This window comes from Amycolatopsis sp. NPDC059021 (assembly GCF_042739895.1).
Taxonomy (GTDB): Bacteria; Actinomycetota; Actinomycetes; order Mycobacteriales; family Pseudonocardiaceae; genus Amycolatopsis.
On sequence record NZ_JBHYIQ010000005.1, the window covers coordinates 132,043 to 155,370 of the forward strand.

A 23,328-nucleotide genomic window follows, 5' to 3' on the forward strand; every position below is an offset into this window, starting at 1 on the left:
CTCAGGTAGTAAATACCTTGACTACATCGCCCTGAACCGGAGGAAGGAACGGCCTGATGAGCGTCTTTGCCGGGTTGCTCGACGACGCGGCGGTGTTCCCACCGGGACTCAAGCCCCTGCCCGAGGCCGTGCCCGCGCATGCCCGGCATCGGCGTTCCCGTTACGCCGAGCTGGTCGGCCCGCTCATCCTCGCCGCGCCCGCGTTGGACGGGCTGGGCGCGCTCCTGGCCGGTCCGCTGGAGCTGGCGGTGACCGCGCCGGGCGGGCCCGCGCAGCTGCCCGGCGTGATGACCACCGCCGCCGAACTGCCTGTCCGGCTCCAGGGCCTCGAAATCGCGGCGCCCGAGGGGATGAGCGCCGCGGAGTTCTTCGGCGCGCTGGCCCCGGCGGGCGAAGTGCCCGTATTCGTCGAGATCCCGCGTGACGAGCGCCGCGCGGAGTTCATCGCGGCCTGCGCGGAAACGGGCCGTCAGGCCAAGTTCCGCACCGGCGGGGTCCGCGCCGACCTGTATCCGGACGAAGCCGAGCTGGCCGCCGCGATCCGCGCTGTCGTGGACGCCGGGGTGCCGTTCAAGGCGACCGCCGGGCTGCACCACGCGATCCGCAACACCGATCCGGAGACCGGCTTCGAACAGCACGGGTTCCTGAACCTGCTGCTGGCCACCGCGGCGGCGATGTCCGGCGCCGGCGACGCCGAGCTGGTCGCCGTGCTCGCCGAACGGGACAGCGAGAAGGTCGCCGCCGGCGTGTCCACTGTGGATGGTTCGGTGCGCGAGCGGTTCCGGTCGTTCGGCACCTGCAGTGTCATCGAGCCCGTCACCGAGCTGGCGGCGCTCGGCCTGGTACCGGCCGAGCTGGCCGAGGAAGAGGGAGAGACCGCGTGACCAGGATCGAAATCCCCCGGGATTCGTTGTTCGGCAAGGAAAACCTGCCTTACGGCGTGTTCTCCGCACCCGGCGCGGAGCCACGGGTCGGCGTGCGGGCCGGCGATTCCGTCGTCGACCTCGCCGTCGCGCTCGGCGACGACGTCTTCGCGCGGCCGACGCTGAACGCGTTCATGGCGCGGGGATACGACTTCTGGGTCGAGACGCGCCGCCGGATCACCGAACTGATCGCCGGGGATGTGCCCGACGGCGCCGTGCACCCGGTGGGCGAGGTGCGGCTGCACCTGCCGGTGGAGGTCGCGGACTACGTCGACTTCTACGCCTCCGAACACCACGCCTCGAACCTCGGCAGGCTGTTCCGGCCGGACGCCGAACCGTTGCTGCCCAACTGGAAACACCTGCCTGTGGGGTATCACGGCAGGGCGGGGACGGTCGTGGTCTCCGGTACGGACATCGTGCGCCCGAACGGCCAGCGCAAGGCGCCGAGCGAGAGCGCGCCGACGTTCGGCGCGTGCCGCCGCCTCGACATCGAGGCCGAACTGGGGTTCATCGTCGGCACCGGTTCGCCGCTGGGTTCGGCCGTGCCCGCCGCGGAGTTCTCCCGGCGGGTGTTCGGCGCGGTGCTGGTCAACGACTGGTCGGCCCGCGACATCCAGGCCTGGGAGTACGTGCCGCTGGGCCCGTTCCTCGGCAAGAGCTTCGCGACGTCGATCTCGCCGTGGGTGGTGCCGCTGCTCGCACTGGAGGCCGCCCGCGTGCCCACTCCGGTGCAGGACCCGGAACCCTTGCCGTACCTACGGGAGAGCGAGCCGTGGGGGCTGGACATCGACCTGTCGGTCTCCTGGAACGGGCAAGAGGTCTCCCGGCCGCCGTACCGCTCGATGTACTGGTCACCCGCCCAGATGCTGGCGCATCTGACGGTCAACGGTGCGTCGTCGCGGACCGGCGACCTGTATGCCTCGGGCACCATCTCCGGACCGGAGAAGGCCCAGCGCGGCGCGTTCATCGAGCTGACCTGGGGCGGCAAGGAGCCGATCCGGGTGGCCGGTGAGGAACGCACCTTCCTGGAGGACGGCGACGAGGTCGTCATCTCGGCCACCGCCCCAGGCTCGGACGGCGCCCGGATCGGCTTCGGCGAGGTGCGCGGCCGCGTCCTCCCGGCGCCGGAGAGCTGAAGGGGACTTTCCTCGCACAGCATGAGCTGAAGGGGACTTTCCTCGCATGCGACGAGAGGAAAGTCCCCTTCAGCCCGCCCGGCCGGAAGCCGCCGGTCAGATCAGGTGGAGCTGCTTGAGGTCGTCCGCGTACTTGCGGATCAAGGACGCCGTCACATGCGGGATGTCCTTGTCCGCGCCCACTTCGGCGTCGCGCACGGCGGCGCGGAAGTGCGCGGTCGGGATCCCGCTGCCCGCCACGGGTTCGGCGGGCTGGGCGAACGCGTGCAGGAGCGGCAGGAGCGAGTGCTGCTTCTGCTTCTCCGGCAGGGTGCGGATCGCCGTCTCGAAGCGGGTGAACCACTCGTCGTAGTCGTCGACGCGTTCGATCGGGTAACCGGCCGCGGTCAGCCAGTCGACGTAGGTGTCGAGCGAGATCCCGTCCTCGTGTGGGTTGAGCACGTTGTAGGTCTCGTAGCCCTCGGTGGTCCCAGCGCCGAGCGTGGCGATGGCCTCGGCGGTGAAGTCGGCGGGCAGGCCGTCGTAGTGGGCGGGTGCGGCGGTCCGGTAGAACGAACCCGGCGCGATGCCGGTGACGACGAGGCTGAGCAGCAGCCGGGTGAACATGTCCGGCACGTTGAGCTGACCGGTGTACCGGCTGTGCGCTAGGATCATGTCGGACCGGAACACGGCCACCGGCAGGCCGTACCGCTCGTGGGCCTCGCGCAGCAGCACTTCGCCCGCCCATTTGCTGGTCGCGTAGCCGTTGGCGTAGCTGTCGTCCAGGACGCGAACGGGACTGGTGACGCGGATATCGGACTCCTCGTCGCCGGACGAGGCCTGCGCCGCGATCACGGCCACGGTCGAGAGGTACGTGACCGGCTTGGGTTTTGTGGTGAGCGCCAGGCGGATCAGTTCGGCCGTGCCGACGACGTTCGGGCCGAACAGCTGGTCGTAGGGCAGTACGTGGTTCACCAGCGCGGCCGGGTGCACGATCAGGTCGACGTCGGCGGCCAGCCGCCGCCACGTCGGCTCGTCGAGGCCGAGATCCGGTTCGCTGATGTCGCCGGCGAGCACCTCGAGATGCTCGGCGGCCAGATCCTGGAAATGCGACCGCAACACGGAATCGCCGCTCTCGAACGCGTCGTCGAGCCGCTTGCGGGCGGCCTCCGCGGTACTGCCGCGGACGACACAGATGACCTTGCCGCCGTCCGGCGCGAGCCGTTCCAGCCATTCCAGGCACAGGAAGCGGCCGAGGTAGCCGTTCGCGCCGGTGAGCAGGACTGTCCGGACAGGACGGTCCGGGCGGGGCAGCGCCGCCGCGCCGGCCAGGGTGTCCGCGTCGATGAACTTGTCGAGCGTGAGGTCGGCGGCCCTGGCCTCGGTGCTGCCCTCGCCGTGGACGGTGGCGAAGGTCGGCCGCTTCGCTCCCGGCTGGAGGGCCTTTTCGACGTAGTCCGCCAGCGCGCCGAGGTTGTTGGCCGCGCTGATGACGACGCCCACCGGCACCTCGACGCCGAAGATCTCCTTGAGCAGGGTGGAAAACGACAACGCGGACAGGGAGTCGCCGCCCAGGTCCATGAAGTGGACGTCCGGGCCGAGTTCCCCGGGCGCCGAGCCGAGCACCGCCGCGGCGGCCCGCGCGACGGTGTCGAACACCGGCTTGTCCCGCCCGGTCGCGCGCAGTTCGCGCAGCGCGCTGGTTTCACGGTCGGCGAGCTCGGCGTACAGCTGCTCCAGCCGCTCGCCGTAGTGGGCCTTGAGCTGGGGCCGCAGCAGTTTCCGGATCCCGGACAGCAGGCCGTTTTCCGGCGAGAACGGCTCGGTCTCGATGAGGTAGTCGCGCGGGATCTCGTAGGAGTTCAGGTCTTCGTCCTTGGCGATCCGCTGCAAGGACTCGCTCACCAGCGTCTTCACCTTCTCGGTGACGCCGCCGGCGCGTTCGAGCGCCTCCGGGGTGGGGACGACGACCGCGAGCAGGTACGCGCGCTCGCTGCTGCCGTAGACGTAGATCTGCCGGATCACCGGGCTTGCGGCGAACAGCGCTTCGAGCCGTGACGCGGCGACGAACTCGCCCTGCGAAAGCTTCAGCACGTTCTTGCGCCGATCGACGTAGACGAGTTCGCCCGGCGCGACTTCCGCCATGATGTCACCGGTGTGGTAGTAGCCGTCCTCGTCGAAGACCTCGGCGGTGGTGTCGGGACGCTTGAAGTAGCCGGGCACGAGGGTGGTCGACTTGAGCAGCAGCTCGCCGCGCGGATGCGGTGAGTCGGTGTGGAAGTAGCCCAGTTCCGGGACGTCGATGAGCTTGTAGTCGAGCACTCGCCCCTGCGTGATCTTCCGGTCGAAGAGGACGCCACCGGCCTCCGTCGAGCCGTAGGCATCGTGCAATGGAAGGTCCAAAATGGACTCCATGAACGCGGTCAGCTCGGCCGAAAGCGGCGCGGATCCGAAGCCCGCCCAGGCGATCCGGCCGCCGAGGAAGTTCTTCCGCAGTTCGGCCTTCACCTCGTCCTCGTGTGCGGCGCGATCCGCGCCCCGCGCGTCCAGCTCGCTCTGGAAGCGCTGGAACAGCATGTCGCAGATGCGGGGGACCAGCATGAGCTCGGTCGGCCGGACGAGCCCGATGTCCTCGAACAGCGTGGACAGATCGCTCTTCGCGACGAAGTACGAGGTGCCACCCTTGGCGAGGGTGCCGAACAGCACCGCGCGTCCGGCCAGATGGCTCATCGGCATGAAGTTGACGCCGATGAGCGGCAGCTCGGCCCGTTCCGGCCAGAAGCCGCGCCACAGCTCGACGACCAGCCGGTCGGTGTAGATGGCGCCCTTGGGCGTCCCGGTGCTGCCGGAGGTGTAGATCAGCAGCGCCAACCGGTCTTCGTCCGGGTCGGTGAACTCCGCCGCGGGCGGCAGCGCTTTCCCGCGCTCCAGCACGTCGGCCAGCGAGTCCAGCGCGATCGCGCTGCCCAGCTCGGTGAGCCTGGCGCGGGCGGCCTCGAACTCCTCGCGCTCGTCGTCGACCTCCGGGTGGTAGTCGAAGACGATCAGCCGCCGCACGGATTCACTGCCCGCGACCACTTCGACGGCGGTGGCCAGGTTTTCGACGCTCGTGGCGAGCAGGCGCGGGCCGGTCTCGGCGATGATCGGCTTGAGGTGACCCGCGGTGGCACCGGCCTGGAGCGGGACGGACACCGCGCCCAGCCGGATGCACGCGAGGTCGAGCGCGGCGTAGTCGGCGCTGGTGAATCCCAGCGTGGCCACGAAATCGCCGTCGTGGACGGGGGCGTGGGGGTCGTGCTGCCACTCGGCAGCGATCGCGTCGACCCGGAACCACAGCTCGCGGTAGGTCACCGTGTCGAACCGCGGCAGCAGGCGCCGGGTGGTCCGGCCGGTGGCCGGATCGGTGACCAGTTCCGCGGCGCGGTCGCCGAGGGCGGGCCGGTCGGCGTAGCCGGTCATCACCGTCGCCACGAGCTCCGCGAGCGGAAGCCCCGGCCGGTGGATCGCTTCGGTGACGCCCGCGAGCGGCTGAGCGTCGCGGACCTGCGGGTCCGTCTTGGACAGCTCGGCGATCCGGCGTGCTTCCCGTTCGTCGGCCCCGGCGTTGTTCGCCATCGTTCAGCCCTCCTTGGGTCTCGACCTCCTGGGTTCCGGTGGCGGCACTGACACCGGAAAGTAGATGTGCACTACAACTAAATTTACGCTTCGCATTCGGACGGTCGCGGGAAAGCGCCCTGTGATCTGGAACTCCTTGTGTCTGCTCCGTCACGGCTGGTACAGGTGGACTGTCCTGTGGGGACATCGCCGTGAACGTCCGTTGAGCACGGGATTTTCCGCGCTCACGGCCTCACGGACGCGATGATGCGCCGAATTCCCTTGACCGCACTGTGAAATTTCACAGGCTGACATCCACAAAGGACATCCCAGATGGCGAGAGTACTTCGCCGGAATTCGCGCGATCAGTACGTTGTCGCGCTCCGGTCCGCGGCGAACACGGCTTCCACGGCGGTGGCGATCCGGAGCAGCTCGCCGTCTTCGAAGATCCGGCCTTCGAGGCACATCCCGACCGGCAGCGTGCCGGGGGTGGCCGGCGCGGGCACGGTCACCGCGGGCTGGCCGGCGACGGTGCCCGGCTCGGTGTTGCGGATGACGGCCGGGAAGCGCGGCAGGGTGCGCCCGTTGAGCACGACCGTCTCGTTCTCGCCGATGCGAGACGGCGGGACGGGGCAGGTGGGCCAGAGCAGTGCCTCGGCGCCAGAGGCTTCGAACGCTTCCCGGTAGGCCGCGCGCAAGCGCCAGCGGGCAGCGCACGCGGCGGCATAGCGCTCCGCGGTCGCGGGTGCGGAGGCCAAGCCCTCGATCAACGCGCGGACGTCCGGTGAGGCGACGTGCGACGCGATCTCGTCGAATCCGGAGGTGGCCAGCGGTGACCCGGTGAGCACCAGCCGCTGCCGCAGCAGGCGCGCGCATTCGAAGCGGACGATCTCGATCCCGGACTCGATGGCCGTCGTGAGGTCGTCGCGTCCCTCGACGTCGACGAGCTTCGCACCGGCTTCTTCGAGCGCGGCCAGCGCGGCGTGCGCGGCGGCCGCGACGGAGGGGTCGACGTCGCGGAATCGGTTGCGCAGCACGCCGATCCGCAGACCGGCCACGGCGAGCGGCCCGCCCGGTGCCGAGGTCCCGGTGATCACCTCGTCGACCATCCGGACGTCGTGCACGGTGCGGGCATGGACGCCCACAGTGTCCCGGCTGTGCGACAGGTTCACCAGCCCGCCGCCGGGGTAGCGGCCCGTGGACGGCCGGAACCCGACGATCCCGCAGAAGGCCGACGGGATGGTGACGGACCCGCCGGTGTCGGTGCCGAGGCCGATCGGCACGATGCCCAGCGCGACGGCGACGGCGCTGCCCCCGCTGGAACCACCGGCCGACAGCGACGGATCCAGCGGGTGGCGGACCGGGCCGGTGAACGCGTTGTCGCTGGTGATGCCGAACGCGAGCTCGTGGAGGTTCGTCTTTCCCAGTACCGTCGCGCCCGCCTCCTTGAGGACGCTGACGACTCCGGCGTCCGCCTCGGCCACGGAACCGTCGAAGAGCGGGCTACCGGCGGTGGTGGCGAACCCCGCGACGTCGATGTTGTCCTTGACCGCCAAGGGAATTCCTGCCAGCGGCCCGTCTACCCGCGCGTCTGGCGTCGTTCCGACAGCGATCCATGCTCCGTGCGACTTGGCGCTTTCCCTGGCCCGTTCGGCTAGGTCCGCCCATTCCGGCGAAGAGGCGTGGACGTCGTGGTCGCCGTGTCGCATGGGGGAGCAGTTTGCCAGGCGGACGGCGGTCCGGGAATCGGAAAAGCTCACCGCGGCAGTCTTTTGCCCCGAACGTAGGAAGTGAGGAAGCCGCCCGCGGCGCACAGGCACACCAGACCGCCGATCACGATGACGGCGATCCCGGCTTCGGAGACGCCATGGACGAGGTGTTCCCCGGAGATCCCGGTGTCCGGGTCGACGTATCGCTCCTCGCTGTCGGGATGTGTGACGAGGTACAGGATCCCGGCGACGATCGCGGCGAGGCACGCGGCGGCGCCCGCCAGCAGCCAGCCGCCGCGCTCGCGCTGCCACTCCTCACCGGTGAGCCGCTTCGCGTCCGGGCACCGCGCCAGCGCGGTCCGGCCCACCGCGCTGTGGTCGGCGGTGAGCCCGTCCACCCGGACCCGCTCGCCGTCGGCGAAGTGGAGCACGCAGGTGTACCCCGTGCCCAGGTGCCGTTGGAGCGCGTGCCGGGCTTCGCCGCCCTTGACGGTGATCGCGGTGACCCGATCCCACGACCAGCCCGCGAGCCGTCGCCGTCCGGCGTGCACCACGCCGTGCTCCCGCACCTCGACGAACTCGTCCCGCCCGCCGCGCAGCGCCCGGGTCGCCTGGGAGACCGTGATGATCGCGGCGACGAGGGTGAGCCCGAGCAGCACGCCGATCACCTTGCGGCCGCCGGCGCTGCCGGCGTCGCCCCCGAGCAGGGCCCACAGCCCCAGCCAGCCGCTGGCGACCGCGATCACCAGCGCCCAGGCGGCGTTGGCCCACCGCTTCCGGTTGTCCACCCGGTGCCTGCCGATCAGCGGCCCGAGGTCGGTGAACATGTCCTTCCCGTCGATCATCCGGCAAGTCAAGCAGCCGGGAGCCGAAGGGACACCGGTAAAAACGCCGCCGGAGGACCTGGGCGGGACGCTGCCCCCGCCGGGCCGGTTGCTGCGCGGGAACAATGCGGTAGCCGGATCGGGGGTACCTATTTTTCCCGGATCGCGACGAAAGTCGCTACTACCGCATCTCGGCAGGAATCACCCTTGAGCGCACCGGATCACCGGTCCCGGCCACGGTGTCGTGTCCGGGCTACGCCAGCGTGAACGGCGCGGTATCCCTCGCGCCGGACCTCCCCTCGCGAAAGTGAGTTTGCCGGTATGCGCACAACGTCTCCAGGGCGGCGTCTCGTCGCCCGCTCCGCCATCACCTTGGTAGCCGCGGGCGCGGCCATCTGCTTCGTCGCCCCGGCCACCGCCACCGCGACCACCATCGAGGGCTATTCGCCCACGGTCCAGCGCGCCGCCGTCGCGGATCTCGCCGCGGAGGCCGGGATCACCGAGGCGGCCGCGACGCAGCTGCTGCGCACGCAGGCCGCGAGCGCCGAAACCCTGCAGAAGGTCACGACCTCGCTCGGCGCCCGTGCCGCCGACGGTTACCTCGACGCCGCGGCGAAACCGGTGGTCAACGTGCTCGACCAGGCCGCCGCGGACCAGGTCACCGCGACGGGCGCGCAGGCAAGGCTGGTCAAGCACTCCAGCGCCGCGCTGGCCGCCGCGCAGGACGCCCTGCAAGCGCTCCCCGCGGTCACGCACACCTCGATCGGCCTCGACCCGAAGACCAACCAGGTCGTGCTGACCGTGGCCGACGCGGCGAAGGGCACCGACGCGCTGCTGAAGGCCGCCGAGTCGCTCGGCGACCGGGTGCGGGTGGAACGGGTCGCGGGCGAGATGCACACCGCGATCTACAACGGTGAGGCCATCACCGGCGGTGGCACGCGCTGCTCGGTCGGCTTCAACACCAACAAGGGCGGTCAGAACTACATCGTCGACGCCGGGCACTGCACGCGTGCGGTGTCGCAGTGGAACGTCGGCCCGTCGCAGGGGTCCACCTTCCCCGGCAAGGACTACGGCCTGATCCGCAACACCACCGGCAGCGCGCCCGGCGCGGTCACCCTGTGGAACGGCTCGAACCAGAAGATCAGCTCGTCGGCCGCGGCGACGGTCGGGCAGCGGATCAGCAAGAGCGGCAGCACCACGCACCTCACCACGGGCTCGGTGCAGCGCCTGAACGTGACCGTGAACTACGCCGAGGGCGCGGTGCGCGGGCTGATCCAGACCAGCGCGCTGGTCAACCCCGGCGACTCGGGCGGCTGCCTGTTCGCCGGCAGTGTCGGCCTCGGCATCACCTCCGGCAAGGGCGGCGGGACGTCCTACTTCCAGCCGGTGGGCGACGCGCTGAGCGCCTACGGCGTCACCCTCAACTGAATCCGGTCCGAGTACACCCCGGCCGTCGTGCCGGGGTGTACTCGTTTCAGGACAAGAACGGCAGGACGGCTTCGGCGAACGCGCCGGGCGCGTCCCGGTGCACGCGATGCCCGGCGGCGATCTCGACGAGCCGGGCGTCCGGGATCACGTCCGCGAGCAGCCGGATCCGTTCCTGGGAAACGATGCTGGTGGAACCGCCCGCGACGACGAGGGTGGGCGCGGTGATCGCGGCGAGCCGCGCCCACCATTCCGGGTCGGGGGTGCGGAACCGGCGGAACAGCGGGGCCACCAGCCGCCAGTCGTAGTCGACCGGCGCCGGTGGTTCGGCGGGTGGCTCGGGAGGGGGTTCGGCCGGGGCCGTGTGCGGTGGCGGGGCCGCTTCCTCGACGACCAGCCGCCGGACCCGCCCGGGATGGCCTGCCGCGAACAGCTGTGCGACGCTGCCGCCCATCGAGTGCCCGACGAGGTCCACCTCGTCGAGCCCGCGGTGGTCGAGGAACGCCAGCACATCGCCGATCATCAGCTCCAGCGAGTAGCTCCCCGGGCGCGAGCTGCCGCCGTGCCCGCGGGCGTCGAGGGCGATCGCCCGGCGGCCGGCCTCGGCGAGCGCGGCCGCGAACGTGTCCCAGGTCGCCGCACTGCTGCCGAGACCGTGCAGCAGCACGACCGGCTGCCCCGCGGGGTCGCCGAACTCGCGAAAGCCGATGGTCAGGTCGCCGGCCGGCGCGGTGCCGGTGCGGACCGGTCCGAGGTCGATGGTCACTCCCCGGACTCTATCCTCGCCCACCGACGATTTCCGGCGCCCGCCCACCATTCCCGCCGGTCCGAGGTTCACGGGACGCGGGCTGTCCGCCAGATCGGGCCGCGCTCCGGGGTGCGCCAGGGACGTCCGGCTGTCGCGTGTGGACAGTCAGAACAGCGCGAGCTGCTGCTCACCCGGCCTTCCCTGCTCGACGAGTGCCTCGCAGCGCCCGCAGCTCACCGGCTCGTCGACCGGGGTGAGCTGCTCCGGGTTCCACCCGTTCAGCCCGGCCCCGCACGCGGGGAGCCAGTCGTCCGGGAGCATGCGGTGCACCGTGCCGGACGGGGCGCGGCCGCGGACGCCACCGGCGTGCCGGGCCACCCAGCCCGCCAGGTCGTCCGGGCGGAGTGGCCCTCGCCGGTGATGAGGCGGCATGCGGCGCCGGAACGTGCGCAGCGGTGTGCGATCCACCGCGAAGAGCGTCGGCGGATCGTCGTAGGCCTCGTATCGGTCGTCCACGTCCACCAGCATGCCCGACACCCCCGACAATTCCGGGCCACGCGGCGCGCGTTCTCAGCCAGGCGGAGCAGCGACAGTACCCGTTTCGCCCACGGTTCCGGATTCACCGCGTGATCGCCACAACCGCTCGATCTCGCGGTGCACGTACGCGACGTGTGGCCGCACCCGCGCCGTCAGCTCGTCGCTCCAGCTTTCCTCCGAGTACCGGCTGCCGAGGTACAACTCCTTGGCGTGGGCCAGGACCGCGCGATGCTCCGGCGGGAGCCGGGCCAGTGCCCAGTCCGCGGCCGCGTCCTTCGAGCGGATCCCGCCCGAGGCCAGCGTGCTCCAGATCCGCGCGAGGGTGAGCACCACGTTGCGGGTGTCGTGGTCCACGGTGTCCAGCAGTTCGGGGAGACCCGCCATCCCGGCCCGCACCAGATCGGCGCGCGGCACCGGATCGAGCACCCGCGCCGGTGGCGGCCCGGCGAGGGGACGATCACCGCGCCGGGCCATCGTGATCACCAGCGCCAGATCCGGCATCGGTTCCGGCTGCGGCGGTTCACCGGCTTCGAGGTCCTCGCGCAGCCATTCGCCGTACAGAAAGTCGCCGACCGGCGGGTAGCGCCACGGACGGACGTCGGACTGCACGACGACCGTGAGCTCGACCGGCCGCAACCCCGCTTCGAAACCGGAGATCCCGAGGAGCGCGTCGAGGAGCGCACGCCGTTCCCGGTCGTCCATCCGCCGTTGTGAGACAACAAGGACGTCCAGGTCGCTCGCGGGCCGCAGACCGCCGAGCACGGCGGATCCGTGGAGGTAGACGCCGAGGACTTCCGGGCGGCCACCGAACAACCGGACGATCTCCCGCAGCTGATCCATCGCCCCATCGTCGCCGACCCGGCCGGGAGCGCGCATCCGCGTTTTCCGAGGGTCAGGACCGGTGGACCCGCGGAGCGGCGGGGCTCTGCGCGACGGGCATGACTTCGAGCAGATTGACGTTCACGTGCGCGGGTTGGGTGGCGACCCAGTACACCGCTTCCGCGATGTCTTCGGGCGTCAGCGGTCGCACCCCTTCGTAGACCTCACGGGCCCGGTCGCGGTCGCCGTGGAAGCGGACTTCCGAGAATTCGGTTCCCCCGGCCAATCCGGGCTCCACACACGTCACCCGCACGCCGGTGCCGTGCAGGTCACTGCGCAGGTTGAGGCTGAACTGGCGGGCGAACGCCTTGCTGGCGCCGTACACGTTGGCGCCGGGATAGGCGTAGCCCGCCGCCACCGAGCCGATGGTGACCACGTGACCCCGGCCGCGTTCGACCATGCCGGGAAGCAGCGCGTGCGTGCAGTACACGAGTCCCTTGCAGTTCGTGTCGATCATCCGGTCCCAGTCGTCGAGGCTCGCGGCGTTCGCCGGTTCCAGCCCCAGCGCCAATCCGGCGTTGTTCACCAGCACGTCGACGTCGTCCAGTGCGGCGAGAGCCCGCTGCGCCGCTACGCGATCCCGCACGTCCAGTTCGAGCGGCCGGACACCGTCCAAAGTGGCCAGACGCTCGGTACGCCGCGCGGCACCGATGACCTCCGCGCCTTCGGCGGCGAAGCGGCGTGCGATCGCCGCGCCGAAACCGCTGCTTGCGCCGGTGACGACCACCTTCACGACGTCACCTCCGCCAGCAGCTCTTCCAGCGCGGAGTTGAACACGTCCGGCCGCTCCAGGTTCGGCATGTGCGCGGCTCCCGGCACGACCAGCAGGCGGGAACCGGGAATCCGGTCGTGCAGCAGGCGCGCGTCGGCGAGCGGGGTGAACTCGTCCTGTTCGCCGACCACCACCAGCGACGGCACCCGCACCGTGGCCAGCATGTCCACATAGGACGGACGCTCCGCCCTGCCGCGCAGGGCCGCCGCCGCGCCCTCCGGTGGCGCGGCGTGCATCATGCCTGCCACCAGCTCGGCGGTCGCGGGGTTGTCCCTGCTGACCATCTTGTACCGCACTTCCTCGGCGTAGCCGGACATTCCTTCCCGGAGCAGCCGATCGGCCATCGCGTTGCGAGCCCGTACCCCCTCCGGTGTTTCCGCTTCGGCGCTCGTGTCCGCGAGCACCAGCGCGCGCACTCGTCCGGGGAAGAGCCGGTGGAACTCCAGGACGATCTGCCCGCCCATGGACAGGCCCCCGAGGACGACGCGCTCGATGCCGAGGCCGTCGAGCAGTGCGGCGAGATCCTTGGCGAACACGTCCAGCGGTGTCTTGCCGGGCACCACGGTGCTGGCTCCGTAGCCGCGCAGGTCCGGTGCGATCACCCGGTGGCGGGCGCCGAAGTGCTCCAGTTGCGGGCGCCACATCGAGCGGTCGAATGGGTGGCCGTGGATCAGCAGGATCGGCTCGCCCTCGCCGCGCTCGTCGTACTCCAGATTGATGCCGTTCACGTGCATCGATGCTCCTCCTCGGGCTTGACGTCACCACGCTATCGAGGGCAATATGTCGGTGCAATGAAAACAATGTACTCGGAGCAATGAGGTGGACATGCCGGATTACCGGAGCGTCGCCGACGCGATCGCGGCCGACATCGCCGCTGGGCGCCTCGCTCCCGGTGACCGGCTGCCGCCGCAGCGCCGGTTCGCCCGCACGCATCGCATCGCGAACTCCACGGCGGCCAGGGTGTACGGCGAACTGGTGCGGCGTGGCCTGGCCGTCGGTGAGGTCGGCAGGGGCACGTTCATCCGCGCCGGTCAGGACGGCGTGGAGCCGGCACTGGCCGAACCGGCGGACGCGCGCGTCGATCTGGAGCTGAACTTCCCCGTGCTGCCCGGTCAGCCGGCGCGGCTGGCCGAGGGCCTCACCGGGCTCCTGCGCGCGGACGCGATGGGGGAGGCGCTGCGCCCTTCGCAGGTCGTCGGCACGCCCGCTGCCCGGGAAGCCGCCATCGCGACGTTGTCGCGCAGTGGCTGGACAGCACCGGCTCCGTTGTTCGCCGGCAGCGGCAGGCAGGCGATCGCGGGGGCCATCGCCGCACTGGTGCCCGTCGGCGAGCGGCTCGGGGTCGAGGCGATCACCTACCCGGTGGTGAAGGCGGTGGCCGATCGGCTGGGCGTCACGCTGGTCCCGCTCGAGCTGGACGACGAGGGCGTGAGCCCGTCCGCGATCCGCGCCGCGGCGCCGTTGCGTGCGGTGTACCTGCAACCCACACTGCACAACCCGCTCGGCGTGACGATGCCCGAATCGCGTCGCGCCGAAGTGGCTCGCGTGCTCAGGGAGTTGGACTGCTACGCGATCGAGGACAGCATCTACGCCTTCCTGCGCGAGGAGCCCGCGCCGCTAGCCGCACACGCTCCCGAACGCACTGTCCTCGTCGACAGCCTGTCCAAACGTCTCGCACCGGGTCTCACCGTGGGATTCGCCGTCGCCCCCGCCGCGCTGTACGAGCGCGTGGCCGCCGCGTTGCGCTCCGGCGGCTGGGTCGCGTCGCGGTTCGCGCTGGAAGCCGGGACCCGCTGGATGAGCGAGGGCACCGCGGCGGAGATCGCGCGGGACAAACGGGAAGACGCCGCACAGCGCCAGCGGCTGCTCGCCGAGCGCCTCGCCGGTTTCGACGTCCGTGCCGATTCCAGCGCCTACCACTGCTGGTGGGAACTGCCCGCGCCGTGGCGTGCCGAGACGTTCGTCGCCGCGGCCGCCCGGCACGGCATCGCGATCACTCCGGCGGCGGCCTTCACGGTGGGGACCGGGCACGCGCCCAACGCGGTGCGCCTCGCCTTGTCCGCTCCACCACGGGAAATCCTGGCGCACGCGCTGGACACCCTCGCCGCGCTGGCTCGCAGCGAGGGGGACGCCGCCGCGGAGTTCTGACGTCCGCGGCCTTCGTCTACCACACCAGCGCCGGATGCTCTCTGGATGACGCGGTGGCGGAGCACCCGTTCCCGGTGTCTTCCTGACACAGATGCCGCGGGCTCAGCCGCGGGCCGCGAGGGTGGGCGGCAGCCGGGTGGAATCGTAGAGGTACCAATGGTCGTACTCGTGTTTGGTCGCCTCGAAGGACGCACGGTTCCGGCTACTCCAGACCGGATCGGCCTGGCGGCGGACGAGGCTTGCCGGCACGTGGCGGCCCTCGCAGCGCTCGCCGTTGCGATAGCGCTCGTAGCCGGAGCGGTGACGCTGGTCGATGCGCTGGACGCTCACCTCGATCGGAAGGTCGAGGAACAGCGCGGAAATCTCGGTGTAGCCCGCCTTCCGCAGGGGAGCGACGCGCTTGTCGATGGCGGGCACCGAGGCCATCGTGGTGTCCCAGATGACATTGCGGCGCTCGCGCCGGGCACGGTCGGCGACCATTTCGGTGATCCGCGCGGCTTCCCGCTGGATCAGATCCGAGGCTTCCATCGGGGCGAGCCCGTCGACCGCCGGGATCATGTCGCCGGCGCACATGAGTTCCTTCGCGTCGTCGGAGCTGAGCACCAGATAGTCCTGGGGCCGCACGAAGGGATTGTCGTTGAGGACCGTCGTCTTGCCCGCTCCGGGCAGGCCGCCGGTGAGAACCGCCTTTCCGGCGGAAGGAACGGCCGAACCCCGTGCGTACAGTTTTTCGGCCACCTGGCGTTGCAGACGAGCCCGGGAAGGGAGCCAGTGTTCGCGATCATGGCCGATGGTGAACAGTACGTCCGTTTCGCGTCCCTGGTGTATCTCCTGGTCGATGCGTTGGTCGACCAGACGCAGGTGCGCGGCCCATTGCGCGTCGGTCAGCGGTTCCCGCGAGGACACCGCGGCCGACGCGGCCTGTGGCACGGCGGCCACGAGGACGGCCACCAGCGCGCCGAGGGCCATCCGCCACCATCGGGAGAAAACCGGGATCCGATACCTGAGCGGATACCGCGAAAATGCGGACACAGCAGTTTCCTTTCGTCACCACGACGATCCGCTGCCCGCGGATCTCCGCGCCTCGACACCGGGCCGTTCCGAGTGTGGGGGAGAAGCAGGAGGCCGGCGGAGAAAACACCTGAGCGTGGTACACCCGAACGAAGTCCCGGGCAACGGCCGGTGTGAGGCGCCCGGCGTGGGGCACCGACGGCCCCGGCGCGGTCGTCCTAAGCTGGGCAGGTGCCACTCGTCGAGATCACCTACGCGCCCCACGTCCCCGAAGACCTGCTCCGCGAACTGGCGGAATCCTTGCCACCCCTCGTTTCCCTCGCTGTCGAGTGCCCGGAGGAGCCCTACGACGGCGATCTGCAGCCCGGGGACGTCGAACTGCGGTTCCGTGGTCTGGGGCCGTTCGACCGCAGCGGTCTCGACGTGGTGATCGAGGTGCGGTCCAAGTGGTTCGAGAGCCGGGCCCGTGACCGGCAGGAGCGTGTCGACCGGTTGCACGAGAGCGTCGCGGCCGCGACCGGGCTGCGCGACTTCGGGATCTACCTGTCGCTGCCGGTGGCGGCGTGGGCCCAGAGCGAATGACCGGCCTTCACCCGGCCGCGGCGCTGCCCCGGAACGCCCGCCGGTAGGCGCCAGGGGTCGTGCCCACCAGCGTGTGGAAGCGACGGCGCAGGTTGACCGCCGAGGTGAGTCCGACGCGGGCGGCGATGGCGTCCACCGGCAGGTCCGTGTTCTCGAGCAGGGCGCGTGCCTCGGCCACCCGGCGGGACAGCAGCCACGCGCCGGGGCTCGTGCCGAGCCGGCAGGCGAAGCGCCGGGCGAGTGTGCGAGGCGAGACGTTGAGATGCGCGGCCAGGTCACCCACCGACAACGGGGTGCCGAGCCGCGCGCCCGCCCACGTGAGGAGGCCGTCCAGCTCGTCCGCCGCCGGCGGAGGCGGCACGTACTGTGCCTGGCCGCCGTCGCGGTGCGGCGGCATCACCATGTGCCGCGCGAGGAGCGCGGCGTGCGCGGCACCGTGATCCTGGCGGACGAGATGCAGGCACAGGTCGATACCCGCGCCCGCTCCGGCGCTCGTGGCGACGTCGCCGTGGTCGACGTAGAGCGCGTCCGGCGTCACGCTCACCTCGGGGAACTCCTGCCGTAACCGCTCGGCGTTCGCCCAGTGCGTGGTCGCCGAACGGCCGTCCAGCAGCCCGGTGCGGGCCAGCGCGAACACACCGGAGCAGATCGTGACGAGCCGTGCGCCGCGAGCATGGGCGCGCAGCAGCGCACGGCGTACACGGGCGGGAAGCGGGGCCTCCACGGGCGCCCAGCCCGGGATGATCACGGTGTCCGCGGTGGCGAGCGCCGACAGGCCACGGGACACGGACATCGTGTAGCCCGCGGAAGTCGGTACCGGCCCCGGTGTCTCCGCGCACACCTCGAATTCGTAGTGCTGCGGCACTTCCGTCCTGCTGGTGCCGAACACTTCGGCCGCGCAGCCGAGTTCGAACGTCGACTGCACGGGACGTACCAGAGCCACCACGCGATGCATGGCAAGAAAGTATCCCATGGCGTCTTTTCCGACACTGTCCCGCGATGCTCGGCGCACGGCATCGTGGTGGCATGCACCCCGAGATTCTCGCCCAGGAGGGCTACACCGCCGTCTCCGTCCAGGATGCCCCCGTCCGTGAGCTCTTCCCCGGCATCCGGCTCCGTACACTGTGGACAGGTGCGAATGGCGCGCAGGCACACGTACTGGAGATGGACCCGGGCACGTCGTGGCCGCGCCGCGACGTCCACGAGCCCGGCCCGGAGGAGGTCTACGTGGTCGCGGGCACGTTCAACGACGGCGCGCGCGACTACCCGGCCGGGACGTTCCTGCACGCCCCGGCCGGCTCGTGGCACGTGCCCGCGACCACCACCGGTTGCACGCTGTTCGTCTTCTACCCGGAGGGTTAGGCGCCGGGAATCAGCCGTAGAAGTGGATGTAGCGGAAGGCGGCGGTCTTGACGTCGTGGACGAGGTAGTGACCGTCGCCGGTCCAGTTGTAGTCCTCCACGGTCACCGTGTCGCCGTGGACGCTGTCGACGATCGCGACGTGGCCGTAGCGGCCGTTGTCGGTCTGGGCGATGGATCCCGCGGTGGGAGTGTTGTCGACACGGAATCCGTTGTTGCGGGCGTTGTCGTCCCAGTATTTCGCGTCTCCGTAGTTCGCGGCGCTCTTGCCGTGGCGGGCGATGGTGAACGCGGCCCACGAGACGCACTCGCGGTTGTACATGTTCCAGTCGTCGATGACCGAGTCCTGCGGGACGTTGCGCCATTTCGCCGGGTAGATGTCGCCGATGGTGCCCGCGGTCGCGGACGCCGGGACGGTTCCGTACTCGGCGGCCATCGACACCGGCTGCGCGGCAGGCGCGGCGGCCGCGGTGGTGGTTCCGGTGACGGCGAAGGCGAAAAGGGCGGCGAGGGTGAGCACGGCACGAGACGGTCGGCGCATGGTGAGGCCCTTTCTGAATGGGGAAGGGGAGAGTGCGCCGTGACCGTAGGTCGAAGATCAGGTCTGGCCCAGACCTTTGTGGACGATTCGTGCGGCCTGCGACGAATTCCCAGGTCGGAGCTCGTTGTTCACAGAATTGCCGTCCCACCGCCAGCAGACGCCCCAGATGCCGGGGCGGGCGTCGCGCAGGGCCAGCGTGGCGACGTGCGTGGCGCCGACGGTCAGCGCGTCACCGGGATGCCGGGGGCCGCCCGGGCAGCGTTGCTCGTAGGAGCGGACATTGACCGGAATCCGCTGTCCGAAGTGGACCTGGCAGACGTATTCGGGGATCGGCCTGGTGAACCGGCGGTGGTAGTGGTCGAGGGGAGTGCTGGGCAGGAACCGGATTTCGTAGTCCACGACCGTCACCTCGCCCCTCGCGAGCGGGCGCGCCAGCCGCAGTTCGCCGGCGACCATGCCGGTGACCCGGTCGACGCAGACCCGGCCGAGCCGCGCGGAACGGACGAAGCGGTAACACGGGTCGGCGGTCAGGGGTGAGTCCGACTGGTAGTAGGTCATCAGGCGGTCGACGCCGTCGACGGCCGCTTCGGCGACCATCCGGACCCGCAGTGCCCTTTCGCAGCCCTGTTCGTCGAGCACCATGCGGTCGTGGATCGACCAGAACGACAGCTGACCGTCCGGTGGTGGCCTCAGGTCCCCGGACAACGCCCGCAATTGCGGCCACAGCCGGCGGCGTTCGATCCGGTCGGCGGGTTCGCCGAGCCAGCGTCCCCGGGGCGCCTTCGGCCCGAGCTGTGCCGTCAGCGTCCCCGCCGCGAGTCCCAGCACCGATTCTAGGTGCGTGACGGCGAGCATCGACTGCTCGCGTTCCGGCTGGGATCGACCGCGTCGCCAATAGGACAGCGCCGAGCGCGAGAGCCGCACACCGCGTGCCGCGAGATGGTGCCGGAGCCGATCAAGCGACAGCCCGGATTCGTCGATCGCGGCGTCCAGCGTGACCGCGAACGATCCAGGAGACGACCGAGTCACTTCTTCAGGATGATCAGCCGGGCACCGTTTCGGAACCGACGAAAGTCCTGGTCCCTCGCGGACACCGGTATCCGACGAATGGCGCTGGTCCGCCACGGCGGCGCGCGCGACAGTGGTCTCGTGCCGGGACGGAACGAGACTTTCGCGAGCGCTCTGGACGCCGCCATCAGTGACGCCGGGCTGACCCTGGACAGGCTCCGGGAGCACCTGGCTTCCCGTGGGGTGCCGGTGTCGCGCAGTGCGCTGGCGTACTGGCGGCACGGCCGGTCCAAGCCCGGACGCGAGGCCTCGCTGCGTGCGGTGTTCGAGCTCGAGCGGGTGCTGGGCCTGCCGTCCGGCACGTTGACTTCGCTGCTCGGGCCGGGGGAGGAGCGACGGGAACCGCGGGAGCGGCGGGAACCACTGATGGAACGGCGCAGGTTGTGGCCGTCGGTGCGGCCGGTGTCGATCGCGCTGCGGTCGCCGCCGGAGGATCAGGTGCGGTTCTGGTCCGTGCACGACGAACTCGTGGTCGGCGAGCGCCAGGAACGCCTGCTGCGCGTGCGGCTGGTCGCCGAGGCCACCGTGGACGGCGTGACGAGGATGATGACGTACTACCAGACGGAAGACCTCGCCAGGCGGGCGCCACGCTTCGCCGCCGTGCACTGCTGCCGGGTGGGACGCGTCCGGACCGACGACGCCAACGGCCTTCTGGTCGGCGAACTCGTCTTCGACCGGGAACTGGCCGCCGGGGAAGTGGCCGCCGTGGAATACGAACTGGTGTTTCCGCGCGGCCGTCCCGTCGAGGGGTATCACCGGAGGCTGACGCGGCCGACCCCGTTGTACACCTGCCGGGTGCGATTCGATCACCATGCCCCGGAAAGCGTTTTCCGTTTCGAACAACGTGATCTCGCGGCGCCGCGCAGACGGGTGGAACGGGTGCGGCTGGGCGACGACCACACCGTGACGCTGGCGGCGCGTGACGTCCGTGCCGGGATCGTCGGGACGAGCTGGGCCTGGTAGCAATTCTGTGAACACGGGGGAGTGACCAGCGCTTATCCCGCTGTCGCGGCGCGGTTTCCACATCGCCTGGAGAAATCCGTGTCACCGTTCTTACCGTCCGTAGTGCTGTATTCCTCCTCATCACACCCCGGAGCAGCACATGCGAAAAGCCTCCCTGCTCGTGGCCGCCGTCCTGGCGACGGCCGCCTTCTCCCCGCCGACGGCGTCGGCCGCGCCACCGCCGTTGGTCCCGCTCGGCACGGCGCCCGCCGTTCCCGCCGGCGCCACCGCGGACAGCGCGGCCCTTCCCGGGCGGATCACCGTCTCGGTCGCCCTGAAGCCCCGGGACGCCGCGGGTGCCGAGCGTTACGTCGCCGACACGGCCGACTCGAATTCCCCGGTCTACCACCACTATCTGAGCGCCACGGAGTACACCGAGCGTTTCGGGCCTTCCGCCGAAGCGGTCGGCCTGGTGCGGAAGTACCTGACCGGCAAGGGATTGCGCGTCGAGGACGTCACCGGCAACCGGCAGGTCGTCACCGCGTCCGGCACACCGTCCGAAGTGGAGAGTGCGTTCGCCACCTCGCTTTCCGGCTTCCACTCGGCCTCCGGCGAGCGCTTCTTCAACGCCACCAAGGGAACCGCGGTGCCGGCGGACGTCGCAGCCGTCGTCCGCGGTGTCACCGGCCTGACCGACCGCCCGGCCGCGCACCGGGCGGGCGCCCCGGCGGGACCGGGCGGGCCGGCCGGCGGCTACACCCCGGCCCAGTTGCGCACCGCGTACAGCATGACGGGTCTTTCCGGCGCCTACGACGGTTCGGGTGAGACGGTCGGGCTGATCGAATTCGACACGTACAAGCAGTCGGACATCGACGGCTGGACGCAGTACTTCAAGCAACCCGCCGTCACTCCGGAGCTGGTGAAGGTGGACGGCGGCGTGCCGAACCCCGGCAGCGACCAGATGGAGGTCACGCTCGACATCCAGGCGGTGGCCGCCACCGCGCCGAAGGCCAGGCAGATCGTCTACTCGGCGCCCAACACCGACCAGGCGTGGGTGCACGAGATGGCGAAGATCGCCTCGGACAACAAGATCACGATCCTGTCCGGCTCGTGGCTCAACGGCGAGGTCTGCGAATCGGATCCGATCGCGGCCTCGCACGATTCCTATACCCAGCTGGCCGCCCAAGGCGTCACGATGCTCTCGGCCTCCGGGGACTGGGGCGGCACGGGATGCGGCTACCGGGGCGACAACAAGACCATCCAGGCCGACTACCCGGCTAGCGATCCGCTGTTCACCGGCGTCGGCGGCACGCAGCTGCGGACGTCCGACAGCGCCGGGACCTGGCAGTCGGAGTCGTGCTGGAACCAGGGAAGCAGCGGCAACACGCGTTCGGGCGGCGGCTACTCGAAGATCTACAACCGTCCCGACTGGCAGCCGGGCACCAACCAGTACCGCTCGGTGCCGGACGTCTCGCTGCTGGCCGACTACGGCGCGGGCGCGCTGTCGGTGTACCTGAACGGCGGCTGGCTCGACGTCGGCGGCACCAGCCTGTCCTCCCCGCTGTGGGCGGGCTATGTGGCGATGCTGAACCAGAAGTCGCTCAGCGGCGGGAAATCGCGGCTCGGCCAGCTCAACCCGGCCATCTACCGGATCGCCGGGTCGGCCGACTACGCGAGCACGTTCCACGACGTGACCTCGGGCGGCAACGGCACCTACAACGCGGGCACCGGCTACGACCTGTGCACCGGCTGGGGCTCCCCGAAGGCGGACGCGCTGGGCGCGAAACTGCTCGGCGGCGGTGACACCCCGCCGCCGGCGAAGGACTTCACGCTGTCCGCCTCGCCATCCTCCGGCAGCGTGGCCGCCGGGAAGGCGGTGAGCACCACGGTCACCGCGAACGCCGTCCCCGCGGCGTCGCCGAGCGTTGTGGGCGGTACCCCGACCACGACGGCCGACCATCCGTTCATCATCTCGATGCGCCGTGAGGGTTCGGCGTTCCCCGGTCAGCAGTCCTGCACGGGCACGTTGTTCGGGCCGCGCACGGTGCTGCTGGCCGCGCACTGCCTGCGGGAAAAGCCGGGTCACAAGTGGTTCGTCTACGGCGCCGACGACCTGACCAAGGACACCGGCACCACCGCCGAGATCGCCTCGCAGTGGGTGCACCCGGACTACGAGGACTGGCGGAACGGCGCCGACGTCGCGGTCGTCACCCTCGACAAGGACATGCCGGTCCCGGCGGGCATCACCTATCCGAAGCTGAACACCGACCCGAACCTGGAGGCGGCCGGGACGAAGGGGCTCTCCATCGGCTGGGGCCAGATCGGTGCGAACACTTACAGCAACGTCCTGCGGCAGGCCGACATCCCGGTCGCCGCGGACAGCGCCTGCAAGGGCAGGTACACCGATAACCAGGGACGGGAACAGTACAAGGTCCCGGCCATGCTGTGCACCGGCTACGCCGACCACCACGCCGGCGCTTGTGTCGGCGACAGCGGCGGGCCGTACCTGGTGGGCAACACGGTCGTCGGGGTGTTCTCATGGATGTCGACCTCGTGCGACTGGTACGCGGTCTACGCCCGGGTCTCGACGTACGCCGCGGACATCGTCCCGCACCTGCCCGGCGGTGACACCCCGCCACCCTCCGGCGCGATCAGCCTGACGGCGTCGGGTCTGCCCTCGGGCGCGACCGCGGCGTTCAGCCCGGCGAGTGTGGACCTCGGCGGGCACTCGACACTCACCATCACCACGAGCGCCAGTACCCCGGCCGGGACCTACGACGTCACGATCTCCGGCGAGAGCGCGAAGTCCACGCAGACGGTCCACTACAGCCTGACCGTGACCGGCGGGCCGGGCGCCGAGCTGAAGCTGGCTGACCCCGGCACCCAGAACAGCCGGGTCGGCCAGGCGGTGAACCTGGCACTGCAGGCCTCCGGCGGCACCGGTCCCTACCAGTGGTCCTCGACGGCGTTGCCACCCGGCCTGAGCCTCGATCCGGCGAGCGGCGTCGTTTCGGGGACGCCGAGCAGGCCGGACAGCAGGCAGGTCACGGTGACGGTCGCCGACGCGACGGGGAAGAAGGCCGCCGTGTCGTTCTTCTGGTTCGTCTTCGGCTGAGCCGGTCGGGCGGTGCCACTCGGGGAGGAGTGGCAC

Annotated in this window: 20 protein-coding genes; 8 read left to right on the plus strand and 12 right to left on the minus strand. The window is 70.6% G+C overall.

The genetic code is table 11. From position 1 onward, the window contains the following. Positions 1–56: 56 nt before the first annotated feature. Both ACFWX1_RS04420 and fahA read left to right on the plus strand, forming a co-directional pair. Positions 57–884, plus strand: coding sequence for a hypothetical protein (locus tag ACFWX1_RS04420; protein ID WP_378383734.1), 828 nt, complete (start codon positions 57–59; stop codon positions 882–884). Beyond that, a complete protein-coding gene (fahA, locus tag ACFWX1_RS04425) occupies positions 881–2,059 on the plus strand; it encodes a fumarylacetoacetase (protein ID WP_378383736.1) in 1,179 nt (392 codons plus the stop codon). The genes ACFWX1_RS04420 and fahA overlap by 4 nt, the downstream gene beginning before the upstream one ends. Before the next feature lie 96 nt (positions 2,060–2,155). Here fahA and car read toward each other — a convergent pair whose 3' ends face one another. From car to ACFWX1_RS04440, 3 genes are all read right to left on the minus strand, one after another. Further along, positions 2,156–5,653, minus strand: a complete 3,498-nt coding sequence (gene car / locus ACFWX1_RS04430; RefSeq protein WP_378383738.1) for a carboxylic acid reductase — start codon at positions 5,651–5,653, stop codon at positions 2,156–2,158. A 344-nt stretch (positions 5,654–5,997) separates the two neighbouring features. Then, the gene (locus ACFWX1_RS04435) at positions 5,998–7,341 is read right to left on the minus strand and encodes an amidase family protein (RefSeq protein ID WP_378383740.1); all 1,344 of its coding nucleotides are present in this window, start codon (positions 7,339–7,341) and stop codon (positions 5,998–6,000) included. Positions 7,342–7,388: 47 nt separating this feature from the next. Beyond that, the gene (locus ACFWX1_RS04440) at positions 7,389–8,186 is read right to left on the minus strand and encodes a hypothetical protein (protein ID WP_378383742.1); all 798 of its coding nucleotides are present in this window, start codon (positions 8,184–8,186) and stop codon (positions 7,389–7,391) included. Positions 8,187–8,486: 300 nt separating this feature from the next. Between ACFWX1_RS04440 and ACFWX1_RS04445 the strand changes: the two genes are divergently transcribed. Further along, positions 8,487–9,593 (plus strand): S1 family peptidase, encoded by a 1,107-nt coding sequence (locus ACFWX1_RS04445; RefSeq protein WP_378383743.1) that lies wholly within the window; start codon positions 8,487–8,489, stop codon positions 9,591–9,593. Positions 9,594–9,639: 46 nt separating this feature from the next. Here ACFWX1_RS04445 and ACFWX1_RS04450 read toward each other — a convergent pair whose 3' ends face one another. The 5 genes from ACFWX1_RS04450 to ACFWX1_RS04470 form a co-directional block, all read right to left on the minus strand. After that, the gene (locus tag ACFWX1_RS04450) at positions 9,640–10,356 is read right to left on the minus strand and encodes an alpha/beta fold hydrolase (protein ID WP_378383745.1); all 717 of its coding nucleotides are present in this window, start codon (positions 10,354–10,356) and stop codon (positions 9,640–9,642) included. A 147-nt stretch (positions 10,357–10,503) separates the two neighbouring features. Continuing rightward, positions 10,504–10,866: a hypothetical protein gene (locus ACFWX1_RS04455; protein WP_378383747.1), complete on the minus strand. Its 363-nt coding sequence runs from the start codon at positions 10,864–10,866 to the stop codon at positions 10,504–10,506. Between the two features lie 42 nt (positions 10,867–10,908). Beyond that, positions 10,909–11,715: an aminoglycoside adenylyltransferase family protein gene (locus ACFWX1_RS04460; protein ID WP_378383749.1), complete on the minus strand. Its 807-nt coding sequence runs from the start codon at positions 11,713–11,715 to the stop codon at positions 10,909–10,911. Between the two features lie 52 nt (positions 11,716–11,767). After that, on the minus strand, positions 11,768–12,487 hold the full coding sequence (locus tag ACFWX1_RS04465) for an SDR family NAD(P)-dependent oxidoreductase (protein ID WP_378383751.1): 720 nt from the start codon (positions 12,485–12,487) through the stop codon (positions 11,768–11,770). Beyond that, positions 12,484–13,260, minus strand: coding sequence for an alpha/beta fold hydrolase (locus ACFWX1_RS04470; protein ID WP_378383753.1), 777 nt, complete (start codon positions 13,258–13,260; stop codon positions 12,484–12,486). The genes ACFWX1_RS04465 and ACFWX1_RS04470 overlap by 4 nt, the downstream gene beginning before the upstream one ends. 91 nt (positions 13,261–13,351) lie before the next feature. On the opposite strand from ACFWX1_RS04470, the gene ACFWX1_RS04475 reads away from it, so the two are divergent. Further along, positions 13,352–14,674, plus strand: coding sequence for a PLP-dependent aminotransferase family protein (locus tag ACFWX1_RS04475; protein WP_378383755.1), 1,323 nt, complete (start codon positions 13,352–13,354; stop codon positions 14,672–14,674). Between the two features lie 102 nt (positions 14,675–14,776). On the opposite strand, the gene ACFWX1_RS04480 is transcribed toward ACFWX1_RS04475, so the two are convergent. Next, positions 14,777–15,706, minus strand: coding sequence for a zeta toxin family protein (locus tag ACFWX1_RS04480; RefSeq protein ID WP_378383757.1), 930 nt, complete (start codon positions 15,704–15,706; stop codon positions 14,777–14,779). A gap of 210 nt (positions 15,707–15,916) precedes the next feature. Here ACFWX1_RS04480 and ACFWX1_RS04485 point away from each other — a divergent pair, with 210 nt between their 5' ends. Continuing rightward, positions 15,917–16,267: a hypothetical protein gene (locus tag ACFWX1_RS04485; protein WP_378383759.1), complete on the plus strand. Its 351-nt coding sequence runs from the start codon at positions 15,917–15,919 to the stop codon at positions 16,265–16,267. Between the two features lie 7 nt (positions 16,268–16,274). On the opposite strand, the gene ACFWX1_RS04490 is transcribed toward ACFWX1_RS04485, so the two are convergent. Beyond that, positions 16,275–17,222 carry a GlxA family transcriptional regulator gene (locus ACFWX1_RS04490; protein ID WP_378383761.1) on the minus strand — a complete coding sequence of 316 codons (948 nt, stop codon included), beginning with the start codon at positions 17,220–17,222 and terminating at the stop codon, positions 16,275–16,277. 71 nt (positions 17,223–17,293) lie between these two features. On the opposite strand from ACFWX1_RS04490, the gene ACFWX1_RS04495 reads away from it, so the two are divergent. Further along, positions 17,294–17,629, plus strand: coding sequence for a cupin domain-containing protein (locus tag ACFWX1_RS04495; protein ID WP_378383763.1), 336 nt, complete (start codon positions 17,294–17,296; stop codon positions 17,627–17,629). A 10-nt stretch (positions 17,630–17,639) separates the two neighbouring features. On the opposite strand, the gene ACFWX1_RS04500 is transcribed toward ACFWX1_RS04495, so the two are convergent. Together ACFWX1_RS04500 and ACFWX1_RS04505 are read right to left on the minus strand one after the other, a co-directional pair. Further along, complete coding sequence (locus ACFWX1_RS04500) at positions 17,640–18,167, minus strand: CHAP domain-containing protein (protein WP_378383765.1); 528 nt, start codon at positions 18,165–18,167, stop codon at positions 17,640–17,642. A gap of 57 nt (positions 18,168–18,224) precedes the next feature. Further along, a complete protein-coding gene (locus ACFWX1_RS04505) occupies positions 18,225–19,196 on the minus strand; it encodes an XRE family transcriptional regulator (RefSeq protein WP_378383767.1) in 972 nt (323 codons plus the stop codon). Between the two features lie 78 nt (positions 19,197–19,274). Here ACFWX1_RS04505 and ACFWX1_RS04510 point away from each other — a divergent pair, with 78 nt between their 5' ends. Together ACFWX1_RS04510 and ACFWX1_RS04515 are read left to right on the plus strand one after the other, a co-directional pair. Next, positions 19,275–20,198 carry an XRE family transcriptional regulator gene (locus tag ACFWX1_RS04510; protein ID WP_378383769.1) on the plus strand — a complete coding sequence of 308 codons (924 nt, stop codon included), beginning with the start codon at positions 19,275–19,277 and terminating at the stop codon, positions 20,196–20,198. Positions 20,199–20,337: 139 nt separating this feature from the next. Continuing rightward, positions 20,338–23,292, plus strand: coding sequence for a trypsin-like serine protease (locus tag ACFWX1_RS04515; protein ID WP_378383771.1), 2,955 nt, complete (start codon positions 20,338–20,340; stop codon positions 23,290–23,292). Positions 23,293–23,328: the final 36 nt, after the last annotated feature.